Source organism: Sanguibacter suarezii NBRC 16159, from assembly GCF_001552735.1.
Taxonomy (GTDB): domain Bacteria; phylum Actinomycetota; class Actinomycetes; order Actinomycetales; family Cellulomonadaceae; genus Sanguibacter; species Sanguibacter suarezii.
The window spans coordinates 40,464-63,528 of the sequence record NZ_BCRT01000021.1 but is presented as its reverse complement, the minus strand read 5'-3'; the positions used below and the strand labels follow the sequence as shown (position 1 = coordinate 63,528).

At 69.1% G+C, this 23,065-nt stretch carries 21 protein-coding genes; 16 read left to right on the top strand and 5 right to left on the bottom strand.

Translation table 11 applies throughout. The features are described from left to right. Nucleotides 1-21: 21 nt before the first annotated feature. The 8 genes from rfbA to SS2_RS13750 all read left to right on the top strand — a co-directional run bounded on the left by rfbA (nucleotide 22) and on the right by SS2_RS13750 (nucleotide 8,602). A complete protein-coding gene (gene rfbA / locus SS2_RS13785; protein WP_066465102.1) occupies nucleotides 22-882 on the top strand; it encodes a glucose-1-phosphate thymidylyltransferase RfbA in 861 nt (286 codons plus the stop codon). 127 nt (nucleotides 883-1,009) lie between these two features. After that, complete coding sequence (locus SS2_RS13780) at nucleotides 1,010-1,900, top strand: glycosyltransferase family 2 protein (protein WP_066465100.1); 891 nt, start codon at nucleotides 1,010-1,012, stop codon at nucleotides 1,898-1,900. A gap of 83 nt (nucleotides 1,901-1,983) precedes the next feature. Beyond that, nucleotides 1,984-3,081 (top strand): NAD-dependent epimerase/dehydratase family protein, encoded by a 1,098-nt coding sequence (locus SS2_RS13775; RefSeq protein WP_066465098.1) that lies wholly within the window; start codon nucleotides 1,984-1,986, stop codon nucleotides 3,079-3,081. A gap of 128 nt (nucleotides 3,082-3,209) precedes the next feature. Continuing rightward, the gene (locus tag SS2_RS13770) at nucleotides 3,210-5,135 is read left to right on the top strand and encodes a DUF6541 family protein (RefSeq protein ID WP_157607349.1); all 1,926 of its coding nucleotides are present in this window, start codon (nucleotides 3,210-3,212) and stop codon (nucleotides 5,133-5,135) included. Beyond that, nucleotides 5,132-6,421: a hypothetical protein gene (locus SS2_RS13765; protein WP_157607348.1), complete on the top strand. Its 1,290-nt coding sequence runs from the start codon at nucleotides 5,132-5,134 to the stop codon at nucleotides 6,419-6,421. The genes SS2_RS13770 and SS2_RS13765 overlap by 4 nt, the downstream gene beginning before the upstream one ends. A gap of 5 nt (nucleotides 6,422-6,426) precedes the next feature. Beyond that, entirely contained in the window at nucleotides 6,427-7,167 is a 741-nt protein-coding gene (locus SS2_RS13760) for a glycosyltransferase family 2 protein (RefSeq protein WP_439646321.1), read from the top strand. Beyond that, nucleotides 7,164-7,586 (top strand): DUF2304 domain-containing protein, encoded by a 423-nt coding sequence (locus tag SS2_RS13755; RefSeq protein ID WP_083942252.1) that lies wholly within the window; start codon nucleotides 7,164-7,166, stop codon nucleotides 7,584-7,586. The genes SS2_RS13760 and SS2_RS13755 overlap by 4 nt, the downstream gene beginning before the upstream one ends. 20 nt (nucleotides 7,587-7,606) lie before the next feature. Further along, complete coding sequence (locus SS2_RS13750) at nucleotides 7,607-8,602, top strand: glycosyltransferase family 2 protein (RefSeq protein WP_157607347.1); 996 nt, start codon at nucleotides 7,607-7,609, stop codon at nucleotides 8,600-8,602. Between the two features lie 70 nt (nucleotides 8,603-8,672). On the opposite strand, the gene SS2_RS13745 is transcribed toward SS2_RS13750, so the two are convergent. The 3 genes from SS2_RS13745 to SS2_RS13735 all read right to left on the bottom strand — a co-directional run bounded on the left by SS2_RS13745 (nucleotide 8,673) and on the right by SS2_RS13735 (nucleotide 11,896). After that, nucleotides 8,673-10,151, bottom strand: coding sequence for an LGFP repeat-containing protein (locus tag SS2_RS13745; protein ID WP_169796309.1), 1,479 nt, complete (start codon nucleotides 10,149-10,151; stop codon nucleotides 8,673-8,675). A gap of 125 nt (nucleotides 10,152-10,276) precedes the next feature. Beyond that, a complete protein-coding gene (locus tag SS2_RS13740; protein WP_066465086.1) occupies nucleotides 10,277-10,819 on the bottom strand; it encodes a hypothetical protein in 543 nt (180 codons plus the stop codon). A 249-nt stretch (nucleotides 10,820-11,068) separates the two neighbouring features. Continuing rightward, the gene (locus tag SS2_RS13735; RefSeq protein ID WP_066465801.1) at nucleotides 11,069-11,896 is read right to left on the bottom strand and encodes a TIGR03089 family protein; all 828 of its coding nucleotides are present in this window, start codon (nucleotides 11,894-11,896) and stop codon (nucleotides 11,069-11,071) included. Nucleotides 11,897-12,124: 228 nt separating this feature from the next. Between SS2_RS13735 and SS2_RS18160 the strand changes: the two genes are divergently transcribed. The 3 genes from SS2_RS18160 to SS2_RS13720 all read left to right on the top strand — a co-directional run bounded on the left by SS2_RS18160 (nucleotide 12,125) and on the right by SS2_RS13720 (nucleotide 17,625). After that, nucleotides 12,125-12,460 (top strand): WhiB family transcriptional regulator, encoded by a 336-nt coding sequence (locus SS2_RS18160; RefSeq protein WP_066465082.1) that lies wholly within the window; start codon nucleotides 12,125-12,127, stop codon nucleotides 12,458-12,460. Nucleotides 12,461-12,529: 69 nt separating this feature from the next. Next, nucleotides 12,530-15,808: a glycosyltransferase gene (locus SS2_RS13725; protein ID WP_066465080.1), complete on the top strand. Its 3,279-nt coding sequence runs from the start codon at nucleotides 12,530-12,532 to the stop codon at nucleotides 15,806-15,808. Beyond that, entirely contained in the window at nucleotides 15,805-17,625 is a 1,821-nt protein-coding gene (locus tag SS2_RS13720) for a DUF5719 family protein (protein ID WP_157607346.1), read from the top strand. Before SS2_RS13725 ends, SS2_RS13720 begins: the two co-directional genes overlap by 4 nt. A gap of 21 nt (nucleotides 17,626-17,646) precedes the next feature. On the opposite strand, the gene SS2_RS13715 is transcribed toward SS2_RS13720, so the two are convergent. After that, the gene (locus SS2_RS13715) at nucleotides 17,647-18,078 is read right to left on the bottom strand and encodes a metallopeptidase family protein (protein ID WP_083942248.1); all 432 of its coding nucleotides are present in this window, start codon (nucleotides 18,076-18,078) and stop codon (nucleotides 17,647-17,649) included. 127 nt (nucleotides 18,079-18,205) lie between these two features. On the opposite strand from SS2_RS13715, the gene SS2_RS13710 reads away from it, so the two are divergent. The 5 genes from SS2_RS13710 to SS2_RS13690 all read left to right on the top strand — a co-directional run bounded on the left by SS2_RS13710 (nucleotide 18,206) and on the right by SS2_RS13690 (nucleotide 21,908). Beyond that, the gene (locus SS2_RS13710) at nucleotides 18,206-18,562 is read left to right on the top strand and encodes a DUF3499 domain-containing protein (RefSeq protein WP_066465076.1); all 357 of its coding nucleotides are present in this window, start codon (nucleotides 18,206-18,208) and stop codon (nucleotides 18,560-18,562) included. Nucleotides 18,563-18,566: 4 nt separating this feature from the next. Further along, complete coding sequence (locus SS2_RS13705; protein ID WP_174523204.1) at nucleotides 18,567-18,935, top strand: hypothetical protein; 369 nt, start codon at nucleotides 18,567-18,569, stop codon at nucleotides 18,933-18,935. 9 nt (nucleotides 18,936-18,944) lie between these two features. Then, nucleotides 18,945-20,546 (top strand): phosphohexomutase domain-containing protein, encoded by a 1,602-nt coding sequence (locus SS2_RS13700; RefSeq protein ID WP_066465074.1) that lies wholly within the window; start codon nucleotides 18,945-18,947, stop codon nucleotides 20,544-20,546. A gap of 100 nt (nucleotides 20,547-20,646) precedes the next feature. Beyond that, nucleotides 20,647-20,907, top strand: a complete 261-nt coding sequence (locus SS2_RS13695; protein ID WP_066465072.1) for a Trm112 family protein — start codon at nucleotides 20,647-20,649, stop codon at nucleotides 20,905-20,907. Nucleotides 20,908-20,960: 53 nt separating this feature from the next. Then, nucleotides 20,961-21,908 (top strand): cation diffusion facilitator family transporter, encoded by a 948-nt coding sequence (locus tag SS2_RS13690; protein ID WP_066465070.1) that lies wholly within the window; start codon nucleotides 20,961-20,963, stop codon nucleotides 21,906-21,908. A gap of 108 nt (nucleotides 21,909-22,016) precedes the next feature. Here the strand turns inward: SS2_RS13690 and SS2_RS13685 are convergent, their stop codons facing one another. Next, on the bottom strand, nucleotides 22,017-22,952 hold the full coding sequence (locus tag SS2_RS13685; RefSeq protein ID WP_066465068.1) for a glycine betaine ABC transporter substrate-binding protein: 936 nt from the start codon (nucleotides 22,950-22,952) through the stop codon (nucleotides 22,017-22,019). Nucleotides 22,953-23,065: the final 113 nt, after the last annotated feature.

Genomic DNA, 23,065 nt, shown 5'->3' with positions numbered 1-23,065 from the left:
CATGAGGCACAATGATGTCCCATGCGAGGAATCATTCTGGCCGGCGGATCAGGCACGCGATTGCACCCGATCACGCTCGGCGTGAGTAAGCAGCTTCTTCCGGTCTATGACAAGCCGATGATCTACTACCCACTCTCCACGCTCCTCCTGGCGGGTATCCGGGATGTGCTCATCATCACGACGCCGCAAGACGCCGAGCAGTTCGAGCGGCTCCTCGGTGACGGATCCCAGTTCGGCATATCGATCAGTTATGCCGTCCAGCCTGAGCCCAACGGTCTCGCCCAGGCGTTCGTCCTCGGCGCAGACTTCGTCGGTTCTGAGGGAGCGGCGCTCGCTCTCGGCGACAACATCTTCTATGGTCCTGGTCTAGGCAACAGGCTCGCGCGGTTCAAGGACATCGATGGAGGCGCCGTCTTCGCCTACCAGGTCGCTGAGCCCCAGGCATACGGCGTCGTCGAGTTCGACGATGAGTTCAAGGCACTCTCCCTCGAGGAAAAGCCGACCCATCCGAAGAGCAACTACGCGGTCCCGGGCCTCTACTTCTACGACAACGACGTCATCGAGATCGCGCGTACTCTCGAACCATCTGCGCGTGGTGAGTACGAGATCACTGACGTGAACCGGGCGTACCTCGAGGCTGGCCGCTTGCACGTCGAGGTCCTCCCGCGCGGAACCGCATGGCTCGACACGGGGACTTTCGACTCTCTGACCGATGCCTCGAATTTCGTCCGCACGGTCGAGGCACGCCAAGCGCTCAAGATCGGTGCCCCCGAGGAGATCGCATGGCGTCAGGGGTTCTTGTCTGACGACGAGCTGCGCGAGCGCGCCGAGACGCTCGTGAAGTCCGGGTACGGAACGTATCTGCTGGGCCTTCTCGGCTGAGGAGCGCGCGACTGCAGGCGGTCCGTTCGTCGAACCGGGCCTTCAGTTCCCTAGGCTAAAGTGATGAACTTACTGGCGTCGCGCACTCGCCTGCGCGCGCCCCGCACCACCGCGAAAGGCGGCTCTCTTGACCCTCGACATCCTCGTCCCCTTCTGGGGAGATCCTGAGATGCTTCGTGAGACGGTCGAGAGCGTGCTCGCCCAGACCTCCGACGACTGGTTGTTGACCGTCGTCGACGACGCATATCCTGATGAGTCGGTCGCGGCGTACTTTGCCACGTTGACCGACCCCCGCATCACCTACGTGCGTAACGAGGTCAACAAGGGCATCACGGAGAACTACCGGACGTGCGTGCGGCTCGCGACGCAGGACATGATGATGATCCTGGGCTGCGACGACGTGCTGCTGCCGAACTACGTCGAGGTGATTCTGCGGGCGCACCGAGATTTCCCTGATGCGGACCTCATCCAGCCCGGGGTTCAGGTCATCGACGAGAAGGGCGCCGTCGGCCAGACGCTCGTCGACGCTGTCAAGCAGAAGCTCACCATGCCGCGGGCGTCGTCTCCTCGCGTGCTGTCGGGGGAGCCGCTCGCCGCGAGCCTCCTGCGAGCCGACTGGCTCTACTGGCCCTCGCTCGCCTTCAAGCGTGAGCGGCTCCTTGAGGTCGACTTCCGGGAGGGTTTCCCGATCATCCAGGACCTCGCGATCGTCATCGATCTCATCGGTTCTGGAAGTCCGCTGCTCATCGAACCGACCGTGTGCTTCTCCTACCGACGGCACTCTGCCAGTGCGTCGTCTGCCAAGCTCGGTGACGGGTCCCGGTTCGTTGGAGAACGAGACTACTTCACTTTCGCGGCGGCTCAGATGCAACGTTTGGGCTGGCGTCGGGCGAGGCTGGCGGCGCGCTTGCACCTCACTTCGCGTGCTCATGCCCTGACGTTGCTGCCCAAGGCGCTGCTCGAACGCAATATCGCAGGTGCGAAGGTCCTTGCCGCGCACGCCTTCACCAACCGCTGAACCCCGAGGGCGGATGTCGCCCGCGGGACGATCTTCGCTCGGGACGTCCCGGGCGCGACGAAGAACAGGGAGTTCACTACATCATGGCTGAATCGACCGACAGTACCTCGAGCGCCGGGACGGTCATCGTCACCGGGGGTGCGGGATTCATCGGGACTGCGATCGCAGGAGGCCTAGCTGACGCATTCTCGCGGGTCATCGCCTTCGACAACCTGCATCCACAGATCCACTCCTCCCGCTCGCGCCCGGACACCCTCGACCCAAGGGTCGAGCTCTTCGAGGCAGACATCACCGACCCTGCCGCTTGGGACCGGCTGCTTGCAGACGTGACCCCCGAGGTCGTCGTGCACCTGGCCGCAGAGACCGGCACGGGGCAGTCCCTCGAGGAATCGACCCGTCATGCGCTGGTCAACGTCGTCGGCACGACGCAGATGCTCGATGCCCTCAACCGTCACAAGAAGCTGCCGCGCCGAATCGTGCTCACATCGAGTCGGGCCGTCTACGGAGAAGGCGCCTGGGTGCGCTCCAACTCCAATGGTGAGGTCTTCTATCCCGGTCAGCGCACTCTTGCCCAGCTCGAACGCGGGGAGTGGGACTTCGCCCAGGCCGAGCCGACCGCGATGCGCGCGGGCACCGTCTTCCCGGCCCCGGTGAGCGTCTACGGCGCGACCAAGCTCACCCAGGAGGACATCCTGCGTGCCTGGGCGTTGTCTTACGGTGTTGAAGCTGCTGTCCTGCGGCTGCAGAACGTCTACGGACCCGGGCAATCGCTGATCAACCCGTATACCGGGATCATGTCGCTCTTCTGCCGCCTCGCGAAGGAAGGTGCCTCGATCCCGCTCTACGAGGACGGCGAGGTGCGCCGAGACTTCATCATCATCGATGATGTCGCTCGCGCGGTGCTCGCGGCCACCCTCAGCGCCGAGGTGAACCCCGAAGCGATCGACATCGGCTCGGGCGAGGTGCAGACGATCGCGACTGCGGCGTCAATCATCGCCGACTACTACGGTGCACCCGAGCCGCACGTGACCGGGCAGTTCCGCAACGGCGACGTGCGGCATGCCTGGGCAGACGTGACGGTTGCCAAGAAGGTCCTGGGCTGGGAGCCTCGGGTGTCCTTGCGAGACGGTATCCGTGCACTCGCGGAATGGATCGACGCCGAGCAGGCCGCAGGCCGCTGAGAGGTAGTCACGACCACCTGAGCGACTGGTCCACGGGCGTGGGGACCAGCGGCGCCAGCTCACGACGGTGCCGCTCGTGCGAGCCGTCAGCAGGCGCTGTCGGCAGCAACTAGGGAAGAGAATCAGTCATGTTCGAAGAGATCTGGGCCGTCTGCGCGAGCCTTCTCCTTGCGGTGGTCCCCGGCGGCGCGGTAATGCTCGCGGCGCGCCAGCGCGGCTGGGTCCTCGTCGCATCACCGCTGGTCACCTACGGTGTGGTCACGTGGGGCGGGGCCGCATGCTCAGCACTCGGCGTGCCATGGTCCATCCTAGGACTACTGCTGAGCACGGCGGTGACCATCGGGGTGGTCGTGGCGGTCACCGCCTTCGTCCCCCAGCTTCTTCCGTCTGGAGCCACGGCGGAGGGTGAGGCAGCAGCACCGGTCTGGTCATGGCGCGTGCATGCCGCAGTAGCTGCTTGCGCAACCGTCGGAGGACTCTTCGGAGCGACGGTTCTGCGCCGAGGGATGGGATCGCTCAATGCGATCAACCAGGACTGGGACGGTGTGTTCCACGCCGCTGTTGTCCGCTGGATCGCCGACAACCAGGACATGGCTCAGTCCACCGTCGCGCAGCTCAACAACCGAGAGACGGCCGAGACCTTCTTCTACCCGAATACCTGGCATGGTCTCGCATCGGTCGGGTGGGACCTTGGGGTGCACTCGGTCCCGCAACTGCTCAACGCAGGCTCTCTCTTGGTCGCAGTCTTCCTGGCTTTCGGTATTGCGGCCCTCGTTCTACGGATGACGCGCGAGCCCGTCATCGCCGGCGCCGCTGCGATCCTCGTGGCGATGCCCTCGGCGCTCGTCTTTGACACTCTCTGGCGGGGCCCCCTCATCCCCTTCGCCGTCGGACTGGCCCTCGTACCGGCTCTCGTGGTCATGGTCGACAAGACGCTCACCACGCGCACAGGCGGGATGATCGTCGTCGCCGGTCTAGCGGCAGGCGGAACAGTGGGGGTCCACCCGAGCGGGGCATACACGGCCATGATCTTCCTGGCGCCGTGGGCGATCCAGCGCTGGATCACCAGCAAGCGTCTGGTGGTTGGAGACCTGCTGACGATCGTCGCGGTCGGCATGGTGGCAGTGCTTGTGGCTATCTCACCGTTGCTGTCAGCCATGGCAGCTAGCACCGGTGCGCGACAGGACTGGCCCGCTGTCGAGACTGCAGGCCAGGCGGTCGGCGAGGCTCTACTGCTCAACCACGCACGGACAGGGCCCCAGTGGGCGATTGTCGTCCTCGCGGTCATCGGGGTGTTCGGTGTAAGACGGCTCCGCGGACTGTGGTGGTTCTGGGTCTCCGGGGCTATCGCATTGGGCTTGTTCGTAGCATCTGCGGCTTATGACTATCACAGGCTCGAGGAACTGACAGCCCCATGGTGGAACGATCGCTGGCGCTTCGCTGCGATGGTTGCGATCTTCGTCGTCGTCCTGGCGGCTGTTGGTGTCGAGATGATCCTGCGGAACGGCTCCCGGGTCCTCGCTGACCGGACACCGCTAGGAAGCGCCCCATCCAAGGCCATCGTCGGTGTTGCCCTGATCGGCGCGTTCCTCGTCACCAGCCACGGCGGATATGCGAGGCAGAACGCCGACCGGATGTACTGGAACTTCCAGAGCGGCGCGGTAGTCGACAAGGACGACCTCGAGCTGTGGGACCAGGCGGCAGAGATCATCCCGGAAGGGCAGTTCGTCATGAACGACCCGCTGGACGGGTCGACGTGGATGCTCGCGATGGAGGGATTGCGCCCATTCTTCGGAGGGATGGCCGTCGCAGTGCCGAACCAGCCCGGACTCGCTCCGACCCAGGAACTGCTGCTCTTCCGCTTCGATGAGCTCGCCACGAACCCTGAGGTTCGAGCTGCAGTCGAGGAAGAGGGCATCCAGTACGTCGTCGTCGGTGAGGGATCGATCCACGGGATGAATCGCTCGCCCGGGCTCGATGATCTAGAGGACAACCCCGCCTTCGAGCTGGTCGCCAGCGTCGGTGGGGCACAGCTCTTCCGGATCGTCGATTGAGCACCGAACCGGTTCCCTTCTCGACGCCCGCAGGAGAGCTGAACGGCGGCGGGGCCCGTGGCGTGGCGCTCGCCGGGGTGCTCGTCGCCGCATCCGGGTTCATCGTCCAGATCGCGGTCGGACGCACACTCTCCGAGGCGGACACCGCCTCTTTTCTCGTGTTCTGGTCGCTTCTGTTCGCCGTCCTCGGGATCACCGGCGGCATCCAGAACGAGACGACCCGGGCCGTGCGGGCAGGTATGAGTGGGCTGGGGAGACTCGAGGTTGATCAAAGGCTTGGGGGTCGGGGTCGGGTGCGGGTGGTTCCCGTCGGTCTCGCGGTCGGCGGGCTCATCGCCGTAGTCGTCCTTGCCTCGTCACCGCTGTGGTCCGCACATGTGCTCTCCGAGCACACAGTGGCCGGTGTGATCCTCGTAGCAGTTGCCGCGCTCGCCTTCTCGGGGCACGCCTCGGTCACGGGCGCGCTGGCAGGAGCCGGACTGTGGAGTGTCTACGCGAGGGCGGTCGCCCTCGAATCCGCTGTGAGGCTAGTCCTGGTGGCGGTCGTGGCAGCAGTAAGCGTGACGCTGATCGGCTACATGGCTGCCACTGCGATGGCCACGGGGGCGTGGCTCCTGGCGTTGTCTTGCAGTGAGCAGTGCCGACGCACCCTGAAGATGCGCGCAGACCGTCCTGCGCCGGCTTACTTCTCGGGGCTGGGCCACGCGCTCATCGCCTCCTCCTCCACCGCCGTGCTCGTCGTCGGATTCCCCGTGCTCATCCAGCTCACCACGGACGATGACATCGTCAAGCAGGCAGCGCCGCTGATCATGGCCATCTCGCTGACTCGGGCCCCGCTTCTGCTCCCGCTCAATACCTTCCAGGGGGTGGCGATCGCGCACTTCGTCGAGCACCCGGAAAGGCGTGCTCGGACCCTCACAGTCGTGGTGGGGATTGTCGCCGCGGTAGCGGCCGTCGGTGCCGGTCTGGCCGCACTCATCGGTCCCTGGATCATGAAGGTCCTCCTCGACTACACGATCGGGTCGGCCGTGCTCGCGGGACTCACCGCAGCAGGCGCTCTGCTGGCGCTGCTCACTCTGACCGGGACGGCCGTGCTTGCCCTCGGCCGTCACCGAGCATATTCAGCAGGGTGGGCGATCGCGAGCATCATGGCGGTCGTCATGCTCCTGTTGCCGGGGACGCTGCAGCAGCGCGTCTTGCTCAGCCTGTGGGTCAGCCCGCTCGTCGGTGTGGCGATCCACACCTGGGCGCTCGTCCGGGCCCGGGTGCCAGGATCGGTAGGATGACTCGCATGGCCGACTTCCGAGACGAGCGTGTGCTCATCATTATTCCTGCCTGGAACGAAGAGGAGACATTGGGGGACGTCCTCGACGAGGTTGCAGCGGAGCTGCCGTCCGTGGACGTCGTCGTCGTGGACGACGGCTCCACAGACCGTACCTCGGAGGTCGCCCGCGCCAAAGGTGTCCGCGTTCTCCAGCTGCCGATCAACCTTGGCGTCGGCGGCGCTATGCGCGCCGGCTACAAGTTTGCCGCACGCAACCGCTACACCTACACGGTCCAGCTCGATGCGGATGGTCAGCACCCGCCGAAGGAGGTGCCGACCATCCTCGACGCCCTCGTCTCGACGGGAGCGGACGTGATGATCGGGGCAAGGTTCGCCGGGGCAGGCGACTATCAGACCCGCGGTCCCCGTCGGTGGTCCATGACAGTTCTGTCGGTCATCCTCTCCAGAGTCACCCGAGCTGAGCTCACCGACACGACCTCAGGTTTCAAGGCATGTGGGCCGAGGGCTATCTCGTTGTTCTCGACCACGTATCCAGCGGAGTACCTCGGTGACACGGTTGAGGCGCTTGTGATCGCCGCCCGCGGTGGCCTAACGGTGGATCAGACTGGTGTGAGCATGCGGCCTCGCGCAGGCGGAAGGCCTTCGCACAGCCCCGTGAAGGCAGCGGTCTTCTTGGTCCGAGCGCTCTTGGCCCTGGGAATCGCCCTCACCCGGCCCGGCATCCCCACAGAAGAGAGGCCAGCGTGAGCGGCTACGGATTTGTCATTGGCCTTGCGGTCCTCGTCGTCTTCCTGTTGGTGGCACTCCTGCGCAGCCGACGGATCCGCGAGAAGTACGCGGCGATGTGGATCGTGCTCGGAGTGGGCATCGTCATCGTGGGGGTCTGGCCTAACCTGGCGGTATCCCTCGCGCGGCTCGTCGGCGTCGAGACTCCGTCGAACCTTGTCTTCGCCGTGGCTATCGTCATTCTGCTGTCGGTGTGTATTCAGCTGAGCGTTGCACTGTCTGCCCAGGAGGAGCAGTCCCGAACTCTCGCTGAGGAGATCGCGCTGATCCGCTGCACGCTCGATGATTCGGGGATCCCTGGTGCCGGCGGGGGGCGAGGCCAGGGCGACGTGACGTGTGCTGGTCCGGAGATCTTGCCAGACCCTCAGCCTGACAAGTGAAGGCAATCGGGGAGGCTGCGATGCCGAAGGTCTCAGTCATCATGGCGGTGTACAACGCCAAGGACACGATCGTGCGAGCCGTTGGGAGCGTGCTCGACCAGACCCTCGAGGACTTCGAGCTGATCTTGGTGGATGATGCTTCCACCGACGGGTCGATCGAACTCGTCAGGTCGCACCTGGAGCAGCGCGGAGGAGACTCGCGTGTCCGCTACGTGCGACATGAGTCGAATCGGCGCGCGGCGGCGGCTCGCAACACCGGCGTCGCCCTGGCGCGGGGTGACTTCGTGGCGTTTGTTGACAGTGACGACGAGTACTTGCCGACTTACCTCGCAGCGCTGACCGGCGTCTTGGACGCGGAGGTCGACATCGTTGTCGGCAATGTCGTGTACGTTCGCCCCGATGGCTCTCGTCGCGAGCGGCATCCCGTCGTCACCGGAGACTTTCCCGGACGGCGCGCGGCCGAGCTTGGCCTGATGGACAAGATCACTCCGTTCACGTGCGACAAGCTCATCCGCCGCACCCTGTATGAGGCCGTGAAGTATCCCGAAGGGATCATCAACGAGGATTTCCTCACGAATCCTGTGCTGGCCGCGGCCGCACGGACGGTGCGCGTCGTCGACATCCCCGTCTACCTGTACTACGTGCGAGCTGATTCCGTCACCTGGGGCGCTGTCCCGCCGGTCGAGGAGCTCGACACCGCCGATCATTACCTTCGCGAGGCCCTGCTGGGTGAGGCTCGCCGCGGCCGTGACCCAGACCTGTCGGGCGCCGTGGACCTCGCGATGGTCTTCCTGACGCTGAGCTTTGCGCAGCGGGCGCTCATCAAGACACCGAAGACCGCTCACGACCGCGACGTCGTTCGAGCCTGCCGCAAACGGCTTCGGCTGGCATCCCTCGTGAGGCACCTGCCTCAAGCTCCTGTGATCGTGACGGGTGCACTGCTTATGAAGGTGACCCCGTCTGGGTACGCCTGGTTGTACCGTCGCCACGTCCGCGCGACCTTCGGCGGCTCCTGAGCACGTGGAGGCGGATGGGGCCGACGGGTGCGGCCATTGCTGGACCGCACCCGTCGGCAAACTGCATCCGCTATCGGACCGTGATGTTCCCCGTTGCGCTGTTGTAGGTGATGCGCCCACGCTCGAAGGTCTGATAGATGGTGGCACCGGAGACGACCTCAGCCGAGGTCGGATAACCCAGTCGCCCGTTCTCCCACCCGTTGGCGCCCCACCAGCTGAGGATCGCTCCCGAGACAGCCTTGGTGCCGTGCGCCGGGGTCCAATAGATCGCTCCACGCTCGAAGCTCTGGACAGAGCCGCCGGCGACGAGTCCACCCCGCTCGCTCACGGTCGGGTAGCCCAGTCCTTGCTCCCATCCGCGCGCAGCCCAGGCCTGATAGATGCCCCCTCGCACAGCATGCGCGCCGTATGGGGGACTGTAATAGATGTGGCCGCCCTCGAAAGCCTGGACAGCGCCGCCGTCGCGGAGCGACTTCTCTGACGTGATCGGATATCCCAGAGGTCCAGATTCCCAGCCCATGGAGGCCCATCGAGTGGACATCGCGCCGAGCACCACCTGGGGGCCGCCCGCGGGGCTCCAGTAGACGTGACCTCCTTGGAAGCTCTGGACTGTTCCGTTGAGACGGGATAAGAGCTTTTCGTTGGTCGTGGGGTAGCCGAGTGTCCCGTTCTCCCATCCTCTGGTGCCCCAATAGGCGAGAACGCCGCCGCGAACCATGTAGGCACCCGCGCTTGGGCTCCAATAGACCGTCCCATTCGCGAAGTTCTGCATCGAGCCGCCTTGGGCTAGCCCGGGGCGCTCGTTTCCCGTGGCTGCTCCAAGGAGCCCGGAGTTCGCCTGCCAGACGGCACCGATCGCGCCCGAGGTTTGATACTGGGTCGACCCGAACCACTCGGTGAAAAAGTTGAAGAAATTGAGATTGCCGTAACTCGAGCAGCCATCTGGGCGGCCATTCAACAGAGGCGAGTTGGGCGTGTACGGGGTGTAGTTGTACAGGCCTGCGGTCGCCTGGTTCTCGATGTAGACGTTGACCTTGCCGCACGTGGCACTGGGATGCAGCGCGATCGTCTGCGAGGTGCGGCCCGGGACGTGGGCCCAGGAATAGGGGGTGAGCGCATAGCTCCGGAACTGCCAGGCTGCCTTGTAGACCTGGTTGTAGAACCCACGGAACTCGGCATCGCAGGGCGCGGTGTCTGGGCAGCCATAGCCGGTTGCTGCCTGGTAACGGCGCGGAGTCAAGTACTCGCCGGACGCAGTGATCAGTCCCTGTTCCTTCTGGAGCAGGACAAGGAGAACTTGCGGGTTGATCCGGCAGGCCGTGGCCACCTTGGCGATGATCGTAGCGGCAGACTCGTTTGCTGCCCCGGTGTACTGTCCGGTGCATCTGGTGTCCGGAGTGCGGGTCCAGGTCGTCTCCCGGAAGTCTCTGAGGCACGGTGTGCCTGTTGAACCGGGGCGGCACGCCGACCCCTTTTGGTCAAGGAAGGTCTGGATCTGCCCGGCGGACATCGATGACGAGTTGTAGAAGACTCCGTCGGAAATGATCATGCCGGCTCTGAAGCTGGCGGCCTGCGCCGGGGGAGTGGCAAGGACACCAGGTGCCAGCAAGACCAGGAGCAGGAAGACCGTGCCAAGAGTCGTCCTGCGTCGCAGGGTGGACGGACGCGCAGCGATCATCGGATGGTGACCTGTGTCGCAGAGCTGATGCCAGTCTGGGTGTCTGAGGTGTAGGCAAGGGTTACGTCCCATGTCCCGGGAGTGAACCCAGCGGTGCTCATCGTCAAACCGCCGCAGACGGTGGTTGTCGCGTCGGGCTCCGCGGTGCCCTCGACGGTGAAGATCTCTGAGTCTCGGACCAAGCTCAGGGTGCAGGTCCCTGACGACTCGACTCCGGGGACAAATCCGCTGACGAGAATAGCTTGCGGGACGATGTCGGTCGCCGCGATCGTGATCTGGACGTTGGCCGGTGCCAGTGCCGGGTCAGCGGATGGGGCGAGATCCGGATCGATGTCTGGGTCTACAGCCTCGCCCTCAGGGACGATTGCGTCCGGCAACGGTGCGTCTTCCGTGGTGGGCGCACCGTCGTCGTTTTCCCCGGGCGAGTCGGAGGCGGTGCTCGGCGCGATTGGGTCCGAGGCGATCGCTTGGGCGCCGAGCGCGAAAGTCAGGACGAGGAGCGGCGTAGCGACTGCGGCCAACATCGTGTGGCGCTTCATATCAAGGTTCCCTTGGGTTGCGGGGCGTACGAGGGGTGGATGGCGGGGGCGAGGTTGAAAGGTCCGCACATTCCAGGCCCTCGTGCCCGGCGCTCGTGGTCACGATACCCAGGGGAGAAGCCGTTTCCGGGCACCGACACCCAATGGATAATCGCGGCCGGGGGAGGGTGCGCCGTCTACGCCCGAGGCAGGCCCGCCTGGGCGCGTTGTCGGCACGACCGGTCGGCCGGCATCCGGGCAGATAGCGATCTATGCCCCGCTGACCCGCTCCGTCTCCACCAACCGCGCCAGCCGCTCCGGGTCTGCCTCCATCGCACCGGTGGTCGCCGGTGCGAGCACCACGACCGAACCGCCGCCCGCCCAGACGCTCACCGCTCCGGCGAGCAGGGCGGCCACCCCACCGGGCGCCGCGGTGGTCCGCAGCAGCACCCGCGCGCCGTCGCGCGCCGTCACGCCCGCGTGCTCGTCCGCCCACCCCAGCAGTGCCGCGTGGTCGACCTCGAGCGGCACGCCTGCACCCGAGAGCGCAGTCGTCCCCGGGTCGCCCGGGGGCACGTAGCCGAGCTGGTCGCCGTAGGTCATCACGGCCGACGCCGCGTCGACGGCTCCGGCGGGCAGCTCGCCGTCGAAGCGGCGAGCCAGGGCGGGCAGCGACACGGCCACGATCGCGGTGCGTGATCTGCGCTCGCCGGGGCGGGGGGCCCACCGCGCGGGGTCGGCGGTAAGGGCGACGTCAGGCGCGCCGGTCAGCGCGGGGCTGGGCACGCCGGCGTCGACCGCGTCGGATCCATCGCCGTCGGCAGCGTCCGGCTCGACCAGCCGCAGCTCCGCCCCCGCCCGCCACGTCGCCAGCGCCCACACGAGGGTGCGCCAGTGCGGCGGCAGGTCCGTGGCCACGACGACGCCGGCCTCGGCGTCGAATTCCTCCACGAGCAGATTCGTCGTCTTGGTGACCCAGTTCACCAGGACCGCACCGGACAGCTCGATGCGTTCGCCGTCCGGGCCGTACCACGTCAGGCGCGGTTGTCCGCCGTCGCGGGACAGCAGGGTGAGCAGCTCGGTGATCGTGGAGGTCATGCTCCGATCGTAGTCAGAGAGCGTGTCCATGTGGGCGTGTCGCGGAATTCACCCCACCTGCGTCACCAAATAGCACATCTGGGCTTGACTCCTAGAGATGACACGCGTGTAATTTCACATAACGGTTTGGCACCGACCGTGCGGAACTGCGCAGAGCTGCGTGGGGAGCGGTCGGGACGGCACACCGACGAGGGTCGAGACACTGGTCATTGCACTGAGGGGGCGCGCATGTGGAATCTGCTCGATGGGGATGGGGACTTTCCCACGGACGCTCTGCGCGGACCCGGAGCGAGCGAACCACTTGCACCCGTGCTGCCGCTCTTCGCCACGCTGGACGAAGACTCCGTCATGGGGTGGCAGGAGCGAGCGCTGTGCGCACAGACGGACCCGGAGGCGTTCTTCCCTGAGAAGGGGGGATCGACTCGTGAGGCCAAGAAGGTCTGCGTGAGCTGTGAGGTGCGGGTGGAGTGCCTCGACTACGCCCTCGAGAACGACGAGCGCTTCGGCATCTGGGGCGGCCTCTCCGAGCGCGAACGCCGCAAGCTCAAGCGCCGCGCGATCTGATCGTCGCCGCGCGCCACACCCGGCAGCTCCACGGATCTGGCCGGCGGGTGAGGCACTATGGACCACTGTATGACTTCTCCGGCCACCACCCCCACGGCACCAGCCGCCGCGGTCCAGACCCTCGAGGGCACTGTGACCGCTGTTCTCGTCACCCGCGGGACCACGCCGTACCTGGCTGACTCCCTGCGCGCGGTGCTGGCCTGCGACCCCGGCCCCGCACGGGTGATCGTCGTCGACGCCTCGGCCGACTCCAGCGCAGAGCTGCCCCCCGACCTGGCTCCCGAGCCGCCCGGCGCCGCGGCGACTCCCTCCCGCGTCACGCTCGTCCGTGCCCCCGGTGCCCGCTCCTTCGGCGCCGCCGTCACGACGGCGCTGCGCACCCTCACCCCCGCCGTGGACACCGAGTGGCTCTGGTTCTTCCACGATGACAGTGCCCCGGCGCCGGACGCGCTGGGCCATCTACTCCGCACCCTCGAGCACACCGCCTCGGTCGCGGTCGCCGGCGTCAAGCAGGTCGGCTGGGACGACCCGGACGAGCTCATCGAGGTCGGGTTCACCGTCTCGCGCAGCGGCCGACGGATGACCGGCGTCGAGCCGGGAGAGGTCGACCAGGGCCAGCACGACTTCCGCGACGACGTCCTCGCCGTCGGCCTGACCGGCGCGCTCGTACGGCTGAGCGTCTGGACCCAGATGCGCGGCACCGACTCCACCTACGGCGTCTTCGGCGACGGGCTCGACCTGTGCCGGCGGGTCCGCCTCGCCGGGCACCGGGTGGTCGTGGTGCCCCGCGCGGTCGTCCGCCACGCCCAGGCCACGCTCACCGGCGGCGCCGACCGCAGCACCGAGCGAGACACGACCTTCGGTGCCCGGCTGCGCTCGCAGCTCTACTTCCTCGCCACCGGCATGACCGCCTGGCTGCTGCCCTTCTTCCTCGTCGGTGCCGTGCTGGCGGCGCCGGTGCGGGCCCTGTACCGCGTGACCATGAAGGTGCCCCGGCACGCTCTCGACGAGCTCTGGGCGCCGCTCTGGTTGTTCACCCGTCTGCCGCGGGTGCTCACCACCCGGCTCGGTGCGGCCAGGACGGCGTCTGCCAGACGCAGCCTGCTCACCCCGCTCATGGCCACCACCCGGGAGGTCGTCGACGCCCACCAGGACCGCCGGCTCGCCAGCGCCGCCCGGCGCAAGGCCGCCGGTGCCCCGCATGAGCTCGACCGCGAGGAGATCCGCGCCACCGCCCGCCGCCGTCGTCTCACCGCGCTGGGCGTCGTCCTCCTCGCCGGCGCCGCCACGGTCATCGCGCTGCGCCCGGTGCTGCGCTCGGTCACGGACGGGTCAGCCGTCATCGGCGGGGCCCTGCAGCCGGCCGGAGAAGGGCTGTCCGACCTCTGGCAGGCGATCTCCGGCGGCTGGATCCGCGACGGCCTCGGTGCCTCAGCGCCGGTCGACCCGTTGCTCACCGCGCTGGCCCCCGTCGCAGCCCTGACCGGAGGCAACCTCCAGCTCGCCGTCAACCTCCTCGTCGTCGGCGCGCTCGTGCTGTCCGGGCTGGGCGGCTGGTTCGCCGCAGGGGCTGCGACCCGCTCGGTGGCGCTGCGGTTCTGGGCGGCGACCATGTGGTTCGCGGCGCCCTCGCTGCTGCTCGGCGTCGGGCAGGGGCGTCTGGGTGCGGTCCTCGCGCATGCCGCGCTGCCGTGGTTCGCCCTGGCCGTGGCGCGGGCGATCGGGGTGCAACGCGGTGACACCTGGGGCCGGCAGCGGCTGCGCGCGGCCGAGCGTGCCGACCAGCGACTGCGCGAACGCGTTCCCGAGCTCGCACCCGTCACGAACCACCCCTCCGTCGCCGCGCTCGGCGCGGCGGCCCTCGCCTTCGCCGTCGTCGTCGCCGGTGCACCGGTGCTGCTCGTGCCGGGCATCCTCGCCCTCGTCGTGGTGGCTGTCGGTGCCCCGCGCCACCGCCGCTACCTCACGTTCATCCCGCTGCCCGCCCTCGCCCTCATGGGACCGCTGATCGTCCGCGCGGTCGTCACGTGGTCGAGCGGGGGCTGGCGGATCCTGCTGGGCGACCCGGGTCTGCCCCTCGCCTCCACGGGCGCGCCCGCCTGGCGCCAGCTCCTGGCGCTGCCGGTCGACCCGGACGCGTGGTTCACCGCCGACGGCGTGTGGGGGCAGGTGGGCACCTACGCGCCCTACGTCTACGGCGCGACGCTGGTCATCGCGGCCTGCGTCGGGCTGGTGCGCCTCGGCGGTCGGGGCCGGGCCGCCTGCGTGTGCTGGGCCGTCGCCGCGCTCGGCCTGGCAGCGGCGCTCGCCTCCACGGCCACCGTGGTCGCCGTCGGAACCGAGTCGACCGTCACCGGCTGGTCCGGGGCGGGGGTGTCCGTGCTGGTCCTCGGGCTGCTTGGGGCTGCGGTGCTGGGCCTGGACGGCCTGACGACGAAAGCCCTCACGCACACCTTCGGCTGGCGTCAGGTGATGCTCGCCACCGGCGCGGTGCTCGTCGCCGCGGTGCCGCTGGCCGGGGTGGGCATCTGGGCGGCCCACGCCTCGGGGCAGGACTCCACCGTCACGCTGCGTGCCCTCGACCGGGCGATCGTGCCGGCGGTGGGCCAGCAGATGCAGTCCTCGGGCCGCCAGGCCCGGGTGCTCGTCCTCGAGGCGCGTGCCGACGGATCGCTCGCCTACCAGCTGCTGCACGGCGACGGGCCGCAGCTCACCGACTCCTCGGCCGTGGTCGACGTCGCCGGCCTGGCGGGCCGGCCCGACGACGTCGCCGAGCTTGTTGCTCGCACCTCGGCCGGGATGGACTCCGGCCAGGCGCAGGACCTCGCCGCCCTGGCGGTCGGTGCCGTGCTGGTGCCGCCCTCCGACGACCTCGCCCGCGCTCAGCTCGTCTCCCGCATCGACACCGTGCCCGGGGTCACCCGGATCACCGAGAACGAGTCCGGCACCATCTGGCGGGTGACCCCCGACGATTCTCTCGAGCTCATCGACCAGCCGTCCTGGGCGCGGATCTACGCTCCCGGCGACGCCGGCACCCTCGAGGTGGTGGTCCCGGTCGCGGCCGGGAACCTGTCGATCGACGCCCGGATCCCCGACGGCGACCCCGACCGTGTCCTCGTGCTCGCCGAGAACTCCGCGCCTGGTTGGCGCGGCGCGCTCGACGGCGTCCCGCTGCGCGCCGTCGCTGGCGACGACCGCCAGTCCTTCGCCCTGGGAGCCGACGGCGGGCACCTCACCGTGAGCTACGAGCGTGCGAGCCGGACCCCGTGGCTCGTCCTCCAAGGAGTTGTGATCGTCGTGTTCGTCCTGCTCGCCGTGCCCGTCCGCCGCCGTCGGGGCGTGCGATGAGCGCGCGGCGGGTGCTCTCGGCCGTCACCGTCGTCGCCGTCACCGCGGCGCTGACCGTGGTCGGAGGGGACCTGTTCAGCCAGGGCGGGCACGCGGACGTCACGGGGGAGCCGGTCGCGCTCGGTGCCCAGGGGACGACCCTCGTCTGCCCGGCGCCGGTGGCGCTGGCGGGGGAGATCCTCACGGCGGACGAGGCAGGGTCCGGCGGGAGCGGGGACGCCCAGTTCGGGTCCTCTCCGGTCGCCCCGCGCACCACCGTCCAGACGTCGCTGTTCGGCGCGCAGACCACCTCGACCCTCGAGCTCTTCACCGGGACGGGCGCCGCCGCGGAGTCGGCCGACGAGACCTCCCGCGTGCTGCGCGGAGCGGACCCCAGCGCTCAGCTCAGCCTGGACGACGTCACGACCGCCACGATCGTGCGCAGCGTCGCCTCCACCACGCACGACGCCGCCGCCTACGCCGCCTCTGCCTCGGTGACCTCTGCGGGAGACCTGCGCGGCCTCGCGGCCGCGGCGTGCCAGGACCCGGGCATCACGCAGTGGCTCGTGGGTGGTGGGACCGAGCTCGGGACGACCACCGAGCTGGTCCTGTCCAACCCCAGCCGCACCCCGGCCACCGTCACCGTCGACCTGTGGGGCGCCGGCGGCGAGCTCACCCTCGCCGGACCCTCGACCTACCTGGTGCCCCCCGGGGGACAGGTGACCACCCTGCTGGGAGGGCTGGCCGCCGAGCAGAACCGACTCGTGGCCCGGGTGACCGCGAGCGGGGCCCTGGTGACCGCCTATCTGCAGCACACGGTCCTCGACGGGCTGACCCCGGCCGGGGTGGACTACGTCACCGCCGGCGCGGAGCCCGCCACGGCGCAGGTGCTCAGCGCCGTCACGGTCGAGGTCTCTGAGGTGACTGACACCGACGTCGCGCTGCTGCGGCTGCTGGCGCCTGAGTCCGCCGGGACCGCCTCGATCCGGGTGCTGGGTGCCCAGGGTCAGCAGGTGCTGCGCGGCGCGGAGACCGTCGAGCTGCAGGCCGGCGCGGTGACCGACGTGAGCCTGGCCGGGCTGCCTGCTGGCACGTACACGGTCGTGGTGCAGGCCGACACGCCTGTGGTGGCCGGGGCGCAGATGACTCGGACCGGCGTCGCCGACCCTGACCAGCCGGTGGTCGGGACGCCCACGGACCGCGCCTGGGTCGCCGCCCGCCACGACCGGTCTGCCACGGGGATCGCCGCGATCCCGAACGGCACCCAGGCGCGCGTCGTGCTGACGGCGCTGCCCGCGCAGATCGACGGCGCGGACGGGCTCGACGTCGCCGCGGACGTGCCGATCGTCTACACCGACACCGAGACCGAGACCGAGACCGAGACCGAGACCGAGACTCCTGCATCCGACGCGTCCGGGGAGGCCGAGTCAGCCGAGGCTGACCAGGGAGCTGCGGAGTGGACCCCGGTCGACCGCGGCGAGCTGCGGGTCTACGGGACCGACGGGGCCCTCGTCGGCACCCAGACGATCAGCCTCGCCACGGGTCAGACGCTGGTGATCGACCCGGCCACGCTGAGCAAGGGCGCTGCGATCGGCGCAGTCGCCGTGGTGTCGTATGCCGATGCCGATGCCGATGCCGATGCCGATGCCGATGCCGATGCCGATGCCGATGCCGATGCCGATGACACGAATGACGGCGTCACCCTCGACTGGTCGGTGCTGCTCACCGCCCCTGACGTCTCCGGCTCGATCTCCGTGGTGCTGCCCACCTCGCCGGTGGTCACCAGCGGCGAGGTGGCCGTGCGCCGCTCGCCGGCGGTCGGGCTGCCGCTCGACTGAGCCGGCTCGTCGCCCAGACCGTCAGCCGAGATCGCGGAAGTGCGGGTCGATCTCCTCCGGTGAGCGCGCGAGCAGGTGCGCGACCTGCTCGACGACGACGTCCCGCACCAGGTCGATGAGGTCGCCCGGGTCGGATGCGCGGTTCTCGATGGGGCGGCGGTAGATGACCACGCGGCCCGGCTGGCCGGCCTCGGCCGGGAAGTAGCGTCCCATGGGCACACCGCCGTGCTCCCACGGAGCAGGGTCGGAGGGCGGCACGTCCTCGACGGCGAACTCGGTGCCCACCAGCTCTGCGCCCCATGACATCTCCAGGCGCTGCACGGTCACCAGGACGCACTCGTCGAACTTCTCCGCGCGGGTGCGGTGCGCCGGGACCGTGGGAGGGAGCACGGGACCGCGCAGACCGCGTCCACGACGGTCGCGGCGGCGGGTGGGCAGGGAGGACGGGCTCATCTGAGCCACTGTAGTCGCCGCACCGTGCAAGGGTGGGGGAACAGTGATGGACCGGTGGACGTGGTGTGACCTGGAACTCCGGCGTGGGAGACCGTCGGTGGGCGGCCAGGGGGCTACGGTGTGTGCTGTGATCCCCGTACGCCAATGCTCCCGAACTGCCTGCGCGCGCGCCGCCGTGGCGACCCTGACCTACGTGTACTCGGACTCGACCGCCGTGCTCGGACCGCTGGCCGTCCACGCCGAGCCCCACAGCTACGACCTGTGCGAGGTGCACTCCGAGCGCACCACCGCGCCCCGTGGCTGGGAGATCGTGCGCCTGGCGCCTGCCTACGTCGAGCAGGGGCCCACCCAGGACGACCTCTCCGCCCTGGCCGACGCCGTCCGTGAGGCCGGGCGTCCCAAGCATCTGGCTGATCCCGAGCCGGTCCAGACCGGTGAGGTCTCACGCCGCGGGCACCTGCGAGTCCTTCGAGGCGAAGGCTGACCGCATGACCAAGACCACGCGACCCGTCACCGTCGACGGGCCAGACGTACCGAGCGCTCCGGGCGCCTCCACCGAGGGGGGCGGCCCCGCCAAGCCGGTCCGTCGTCGTCGCAAGGCGGCCGTTCCCGAGGTCCCGCTCGGCTCGCTGAGCCAGCCCCAGGGCGCCGTCGCCGGCCCACCGGCCTGCCCGGACTGCTCCTCCGCCTCCTTGACTCGCCTCGTCGTGGCCAACCCCGTGGGGGTGCCCGCGGTCTTCGTCTCCTGCCACGACTGCGAGCGGTCAGGCTGGTTCGCCGTCGACGGCGGCCACGAGGTCAGCCGGGACACCGTCCTCCTCACGGCTGCGGAGCCGGACGGCACACCGGAGACGTAGGCTTTCCCCATGCCGACCATGGAACCTGGTGCCCCGGACCCCGTGGACCCCGTGGACCTCGCGGACCTCTTCACCTCCGACGACGTGCGCGGAGCAGTCCCCGACCCGCTCAGCCCGCAGGTTGCCGCCGCCGTCGCAGCAGCCTTCGCCACGGTCGTGGTGCTCCCCGAGTCCGGCGACGACCAGACCCCCGCCGAGCTCGACGGCCCCGTGGACGCAGACGCACAGGCCACCCCCACAGACATCGCCGCCACGACAGCCACCCGACCCCGCCCCGTGGTGGTCCTGGGCTGGGACGTGCGCAGCTCGGGACCGGAGCTGGCCGCGGCCTTCTCGCAGGGGCTCACCAGCGCCGGCGTCGACGTCCTGGCCCTCGGACCCTGCTCGAGCGACGAGGTGACCTACGCCAGCGGCGTGCTCGAGGTGCCCGCGGTGATGATCGCCGCGGACGGCGAGGCCGCCGAGCGCAACGGGCTCACCCTGCGACGTGCCGGTGCGCGGCTGGTCGACTCCGACAGCGGCCTGGACCGGGTCCGTGAGCTCGCCGAGCAGTACCTCACCTACGGGATGCCCGGCCCGGCCACCCAGCTGGGCCAGCGCACCGAGCGGGACGTGCTCACCGACTACGCGAGCTTCGTGCGTGACCTCGTCGACCTGTCGGCCATTCGCCCGCTCACCGTCGTCGTCGACGCCGGTCACGGCATGGCGGGGCGCACCGTGCCCGCCGTGCTGCAGGCGGGCGACGAGCCTGACCTCTCCCTCGACCTCGTCGCGTTGTTCTTCGACCACGACGGCTCGGCGCCCCTGGCAACCTGGGACCAGGCCGGCGACCAGAGCCTGGACACCGACCCCGACACCGACCCGCCGCTCGCGCCGGGCCTGGTGGACCTGCAGGCGGCGGTGCTCGCCCACGGCGCGGACCTCGGGCTGTCCTTCGACGTCGACGCGGGCCGCTGCATCGTGGTCGACGAGCGCGGAGCCCTCGTGAGCCCGTCAGCGATCATGGCCCTCATCGGGCTGCGCGAGGTGGTGCGCGAGCAGGCGGAGGGCCGTCCAGCCACCGTCGTGCACGACGCCGTGACCTCAGCGGCGCTGCCGGACCTCATGTCCGCGGCCGGCGCGCAGACCGTGCGCACGCGGGTCGGTCGCTCTGCCGTCTCCGCCCAGATGCGCGCCCACCACGCGGTCTTCGGCGGGGAGCACAGCGGGGGCTACGTCTTCCGTGACTTCTTCTACGCCCAGTCCGGGATGCTCGCCGCGCTGCACGTGATCGCCACCCTCGGCGGTCAGCCGCACCCGCTGTCCGCCCTCGCCGAGGTGTACGAGCCGTACACCTCCAGCGGCGAGATCAGCTCCACGGTCACCGACACGGCGGCGGCCCGCGATCGGGTCGTGGACGCCTATGTCACCCGTCGCGGCGCCGGCGACGTCACCGTCGACGAGCTCGACGGGCTCACCGTGTCCCACTGGGACGACCACCCGCAGTGGTGGTTCAGTCTGCGCACCACCGGCTCGGTGGTCCGCCTGAGCGTCGAGGCGGCTGACGAGGACATCATGGTCAAGGTCCGCGACGACGTGCTCTCCCTCGTCCGCGAGGAGACCCAGCCATGACCGCCACCACGACCACGGTGGTCGCAGCCGCTGCGACCACCCGCACACCAGCCGCCTCGGCGGCCACCCCCTCACGGACCACAGAAGGCGAGACACACTCATGAGCCAGCGCACGTCGTCGGGCAGCACGGCAGGCAGCCACGCGGGGACCTTCCCGCTGGACCCGTGGGTACGCGAGATCTTGCGCTGCCCGGTGAGCGGAGCCACCCTGGTCGACGGCGTCGGTCCGGACGGGCAGGCAGAGCTGCACTCCACCGCTGAGGTCGACCCGCTGGCCTACCCCGTGCGGGAGGGCATCCCGGTGCTCCTGGTGGACGACGCCCGCCGGCTCTGGCCGGCCGGCGCTCCCGGGCGCGTGTAGTCTGTCGCCGCGGTACCACCGACCGCGTCAGACCTCGAACGACCGGGAGCTCCATGTCCACGCACGGCGGAACCAAAGCGATCATCGCGGCCCTGGCGGCGAACCTCGGCATCGCCGTGACGAAGTTCGTGGCCTTCCTGCTCACCGCCTCCTCGTCGATGCTGGCGGAATCGGTGCACTCCCTGGCAGACTCCGGCAACCAGGCCCTGCTGCTGCTCGGCGGCAAGAAGGCCCGGCGCGGCGCGGATGAGAAGCACCCCTTCGGCTACGGCCGCGAACGCTACATCTACGCCTTCATCGTCTCCATCGTGCTGTTCACCGTCGGTGGTCTGTTCGCCCTGTACGAGGCGTATCACAAGTTCCACGACCCGCACCCGATCGATGCGTGGAAGTGGGTCCCGGTCGTCGTCCTCGTCGCGGCGATCGCCATGGAGAGCTACTCCTTCCGCACAGCGATCCACGAGTCGAACGCGGTGCGCGGCAAGAAGACCTGGGTGCAGTTCGTCCGCACGGCCAAGGCCCCTGAGCTGCCCGTGGTGCTGCTGGAAGACCTCGGCGCGCTCATCGGTCTGGTCCTCGCGCTGTTCGGGGTGGGCTTGACCCTCATCACCGGTGACGGCCGCTGGGACGCCGCGGGCACCGCGTGCATCGGCATCCTGCTCGTGCTCATCGCGATCGTCCTGGCGCTGGAGACCAAGTCGCTGCTGCTGGGGGAGTCGGCCACGAAGGAGGACGTCGCGGCGATCGAGGCGGCCCTGGTCGGCCCCGGCGTCCCGTCGGTCATCCACGTCAAGACCCTCCACCTCGGCCCCGAGGAGCTCCTCGTGGCCGCGAAGATCGAGGTCGACGTGCGCAGCGGTGCCCCCGAGATCGCTGACGCGATCGACGCGGCCGAGGCACGGGTGCGTGCCGCTGTACCCATCGCCACGCGCATCTACCTCGAGCCGGACCTGCGTGACCGGGATGTGCGCGTGAGTGCTGCGCCGGGGCGTGACCACTAGCGCACACCCGACGCCCCGATGCACGACGACGGCCGACCCCCTCGGGGATCGGCCGTCGTCGTGCATCCGGCACTGAGGCCGTCGTGCTCCCGGCTGTGCCGGGAAGGGTCACGCGGTCGCAGCAGCCTTCAGATCGTCGACGAAGGTCGGGTTCTGGTCCAGCCACGTGCGAGCCGAGGCGTCGTTGTCCGCGCCGTCGTTCTCGTTGAACATGATGTTCTCGAGGGAGAACAGCTGCTCGTCGGTGAGGGTGAAGGCGGAGACCCACGAGGAGAGGGTCGGGAAGTCCTCGGTGAAGCCGAGACGGCCGACCGAGTTGATCTCCTCGGCCTCGCCGAGCGCACCCTCAGGGTCCTCGAGGTCGCGGACGGGGAACTCGTCGTAGGCCCAGTGCGGACGCCACAGGGTCACAGCGATGTTGTTGCCCGCGGCGGTCGCACCCTTGAGCTCGGCGAGCATCGCCGGGGTCGAGGAGATGAGGTAGTCCATGTCCTCCAGGCCATAGGTCGGCACGACCTTGTCCTCGGTGATGCTCGTCAGACCGGCACCGGCCTCGATGCCCACGAGGCGGTTGCCATAGGCGTCGGCATTGGCGGCGAGGTCGGCCAGCGACGTCGCGGGGGAGTCCTCGTTGACCGCGATGGTCAGCTTGGCATTGTCGTACCAGGCGCCGAGCTGCTCCATCTCGTCACCGTAGGTCTCCAGGTACTGGGCGTGGGTGACGGGCAGCCACATGTCGAAGTTGATGTCGAAGTCGCCCCCGGTCAGACCGGTGTAGACGATCCCGGCGTCGGCCTCGGTCGTCTCGACCGTGTAGCCCTCCTCCTCAAGGATGACCTTGAACAGGTGGGAGACCGCGATGCCCTCGTCCCAGCCCGAGTGGACCCCGATGGAGACCGTGGACTGGTCGCCGTTGGCGACGGTGGCGCCCTTCGACGACGTCGATCCCTCGCTGGAGTCAGTGCTGGAGCAGCCTGCGACGCCGAGTGCCAGCGCGAGGGAGGCAGCGACGATGCTGGTGCGGGCGGTGGTGCGGTTGAACATGGGTTCCTTCCTGAAGGCGACGGGTCCGGTTGACCTGCCGCCGCGGGGTTGGGGGTGGTGCGAAGAACCGGGAGGCAGCGGCCCTGACGCTGTGCGTCAGGGCTGCTGCTGCC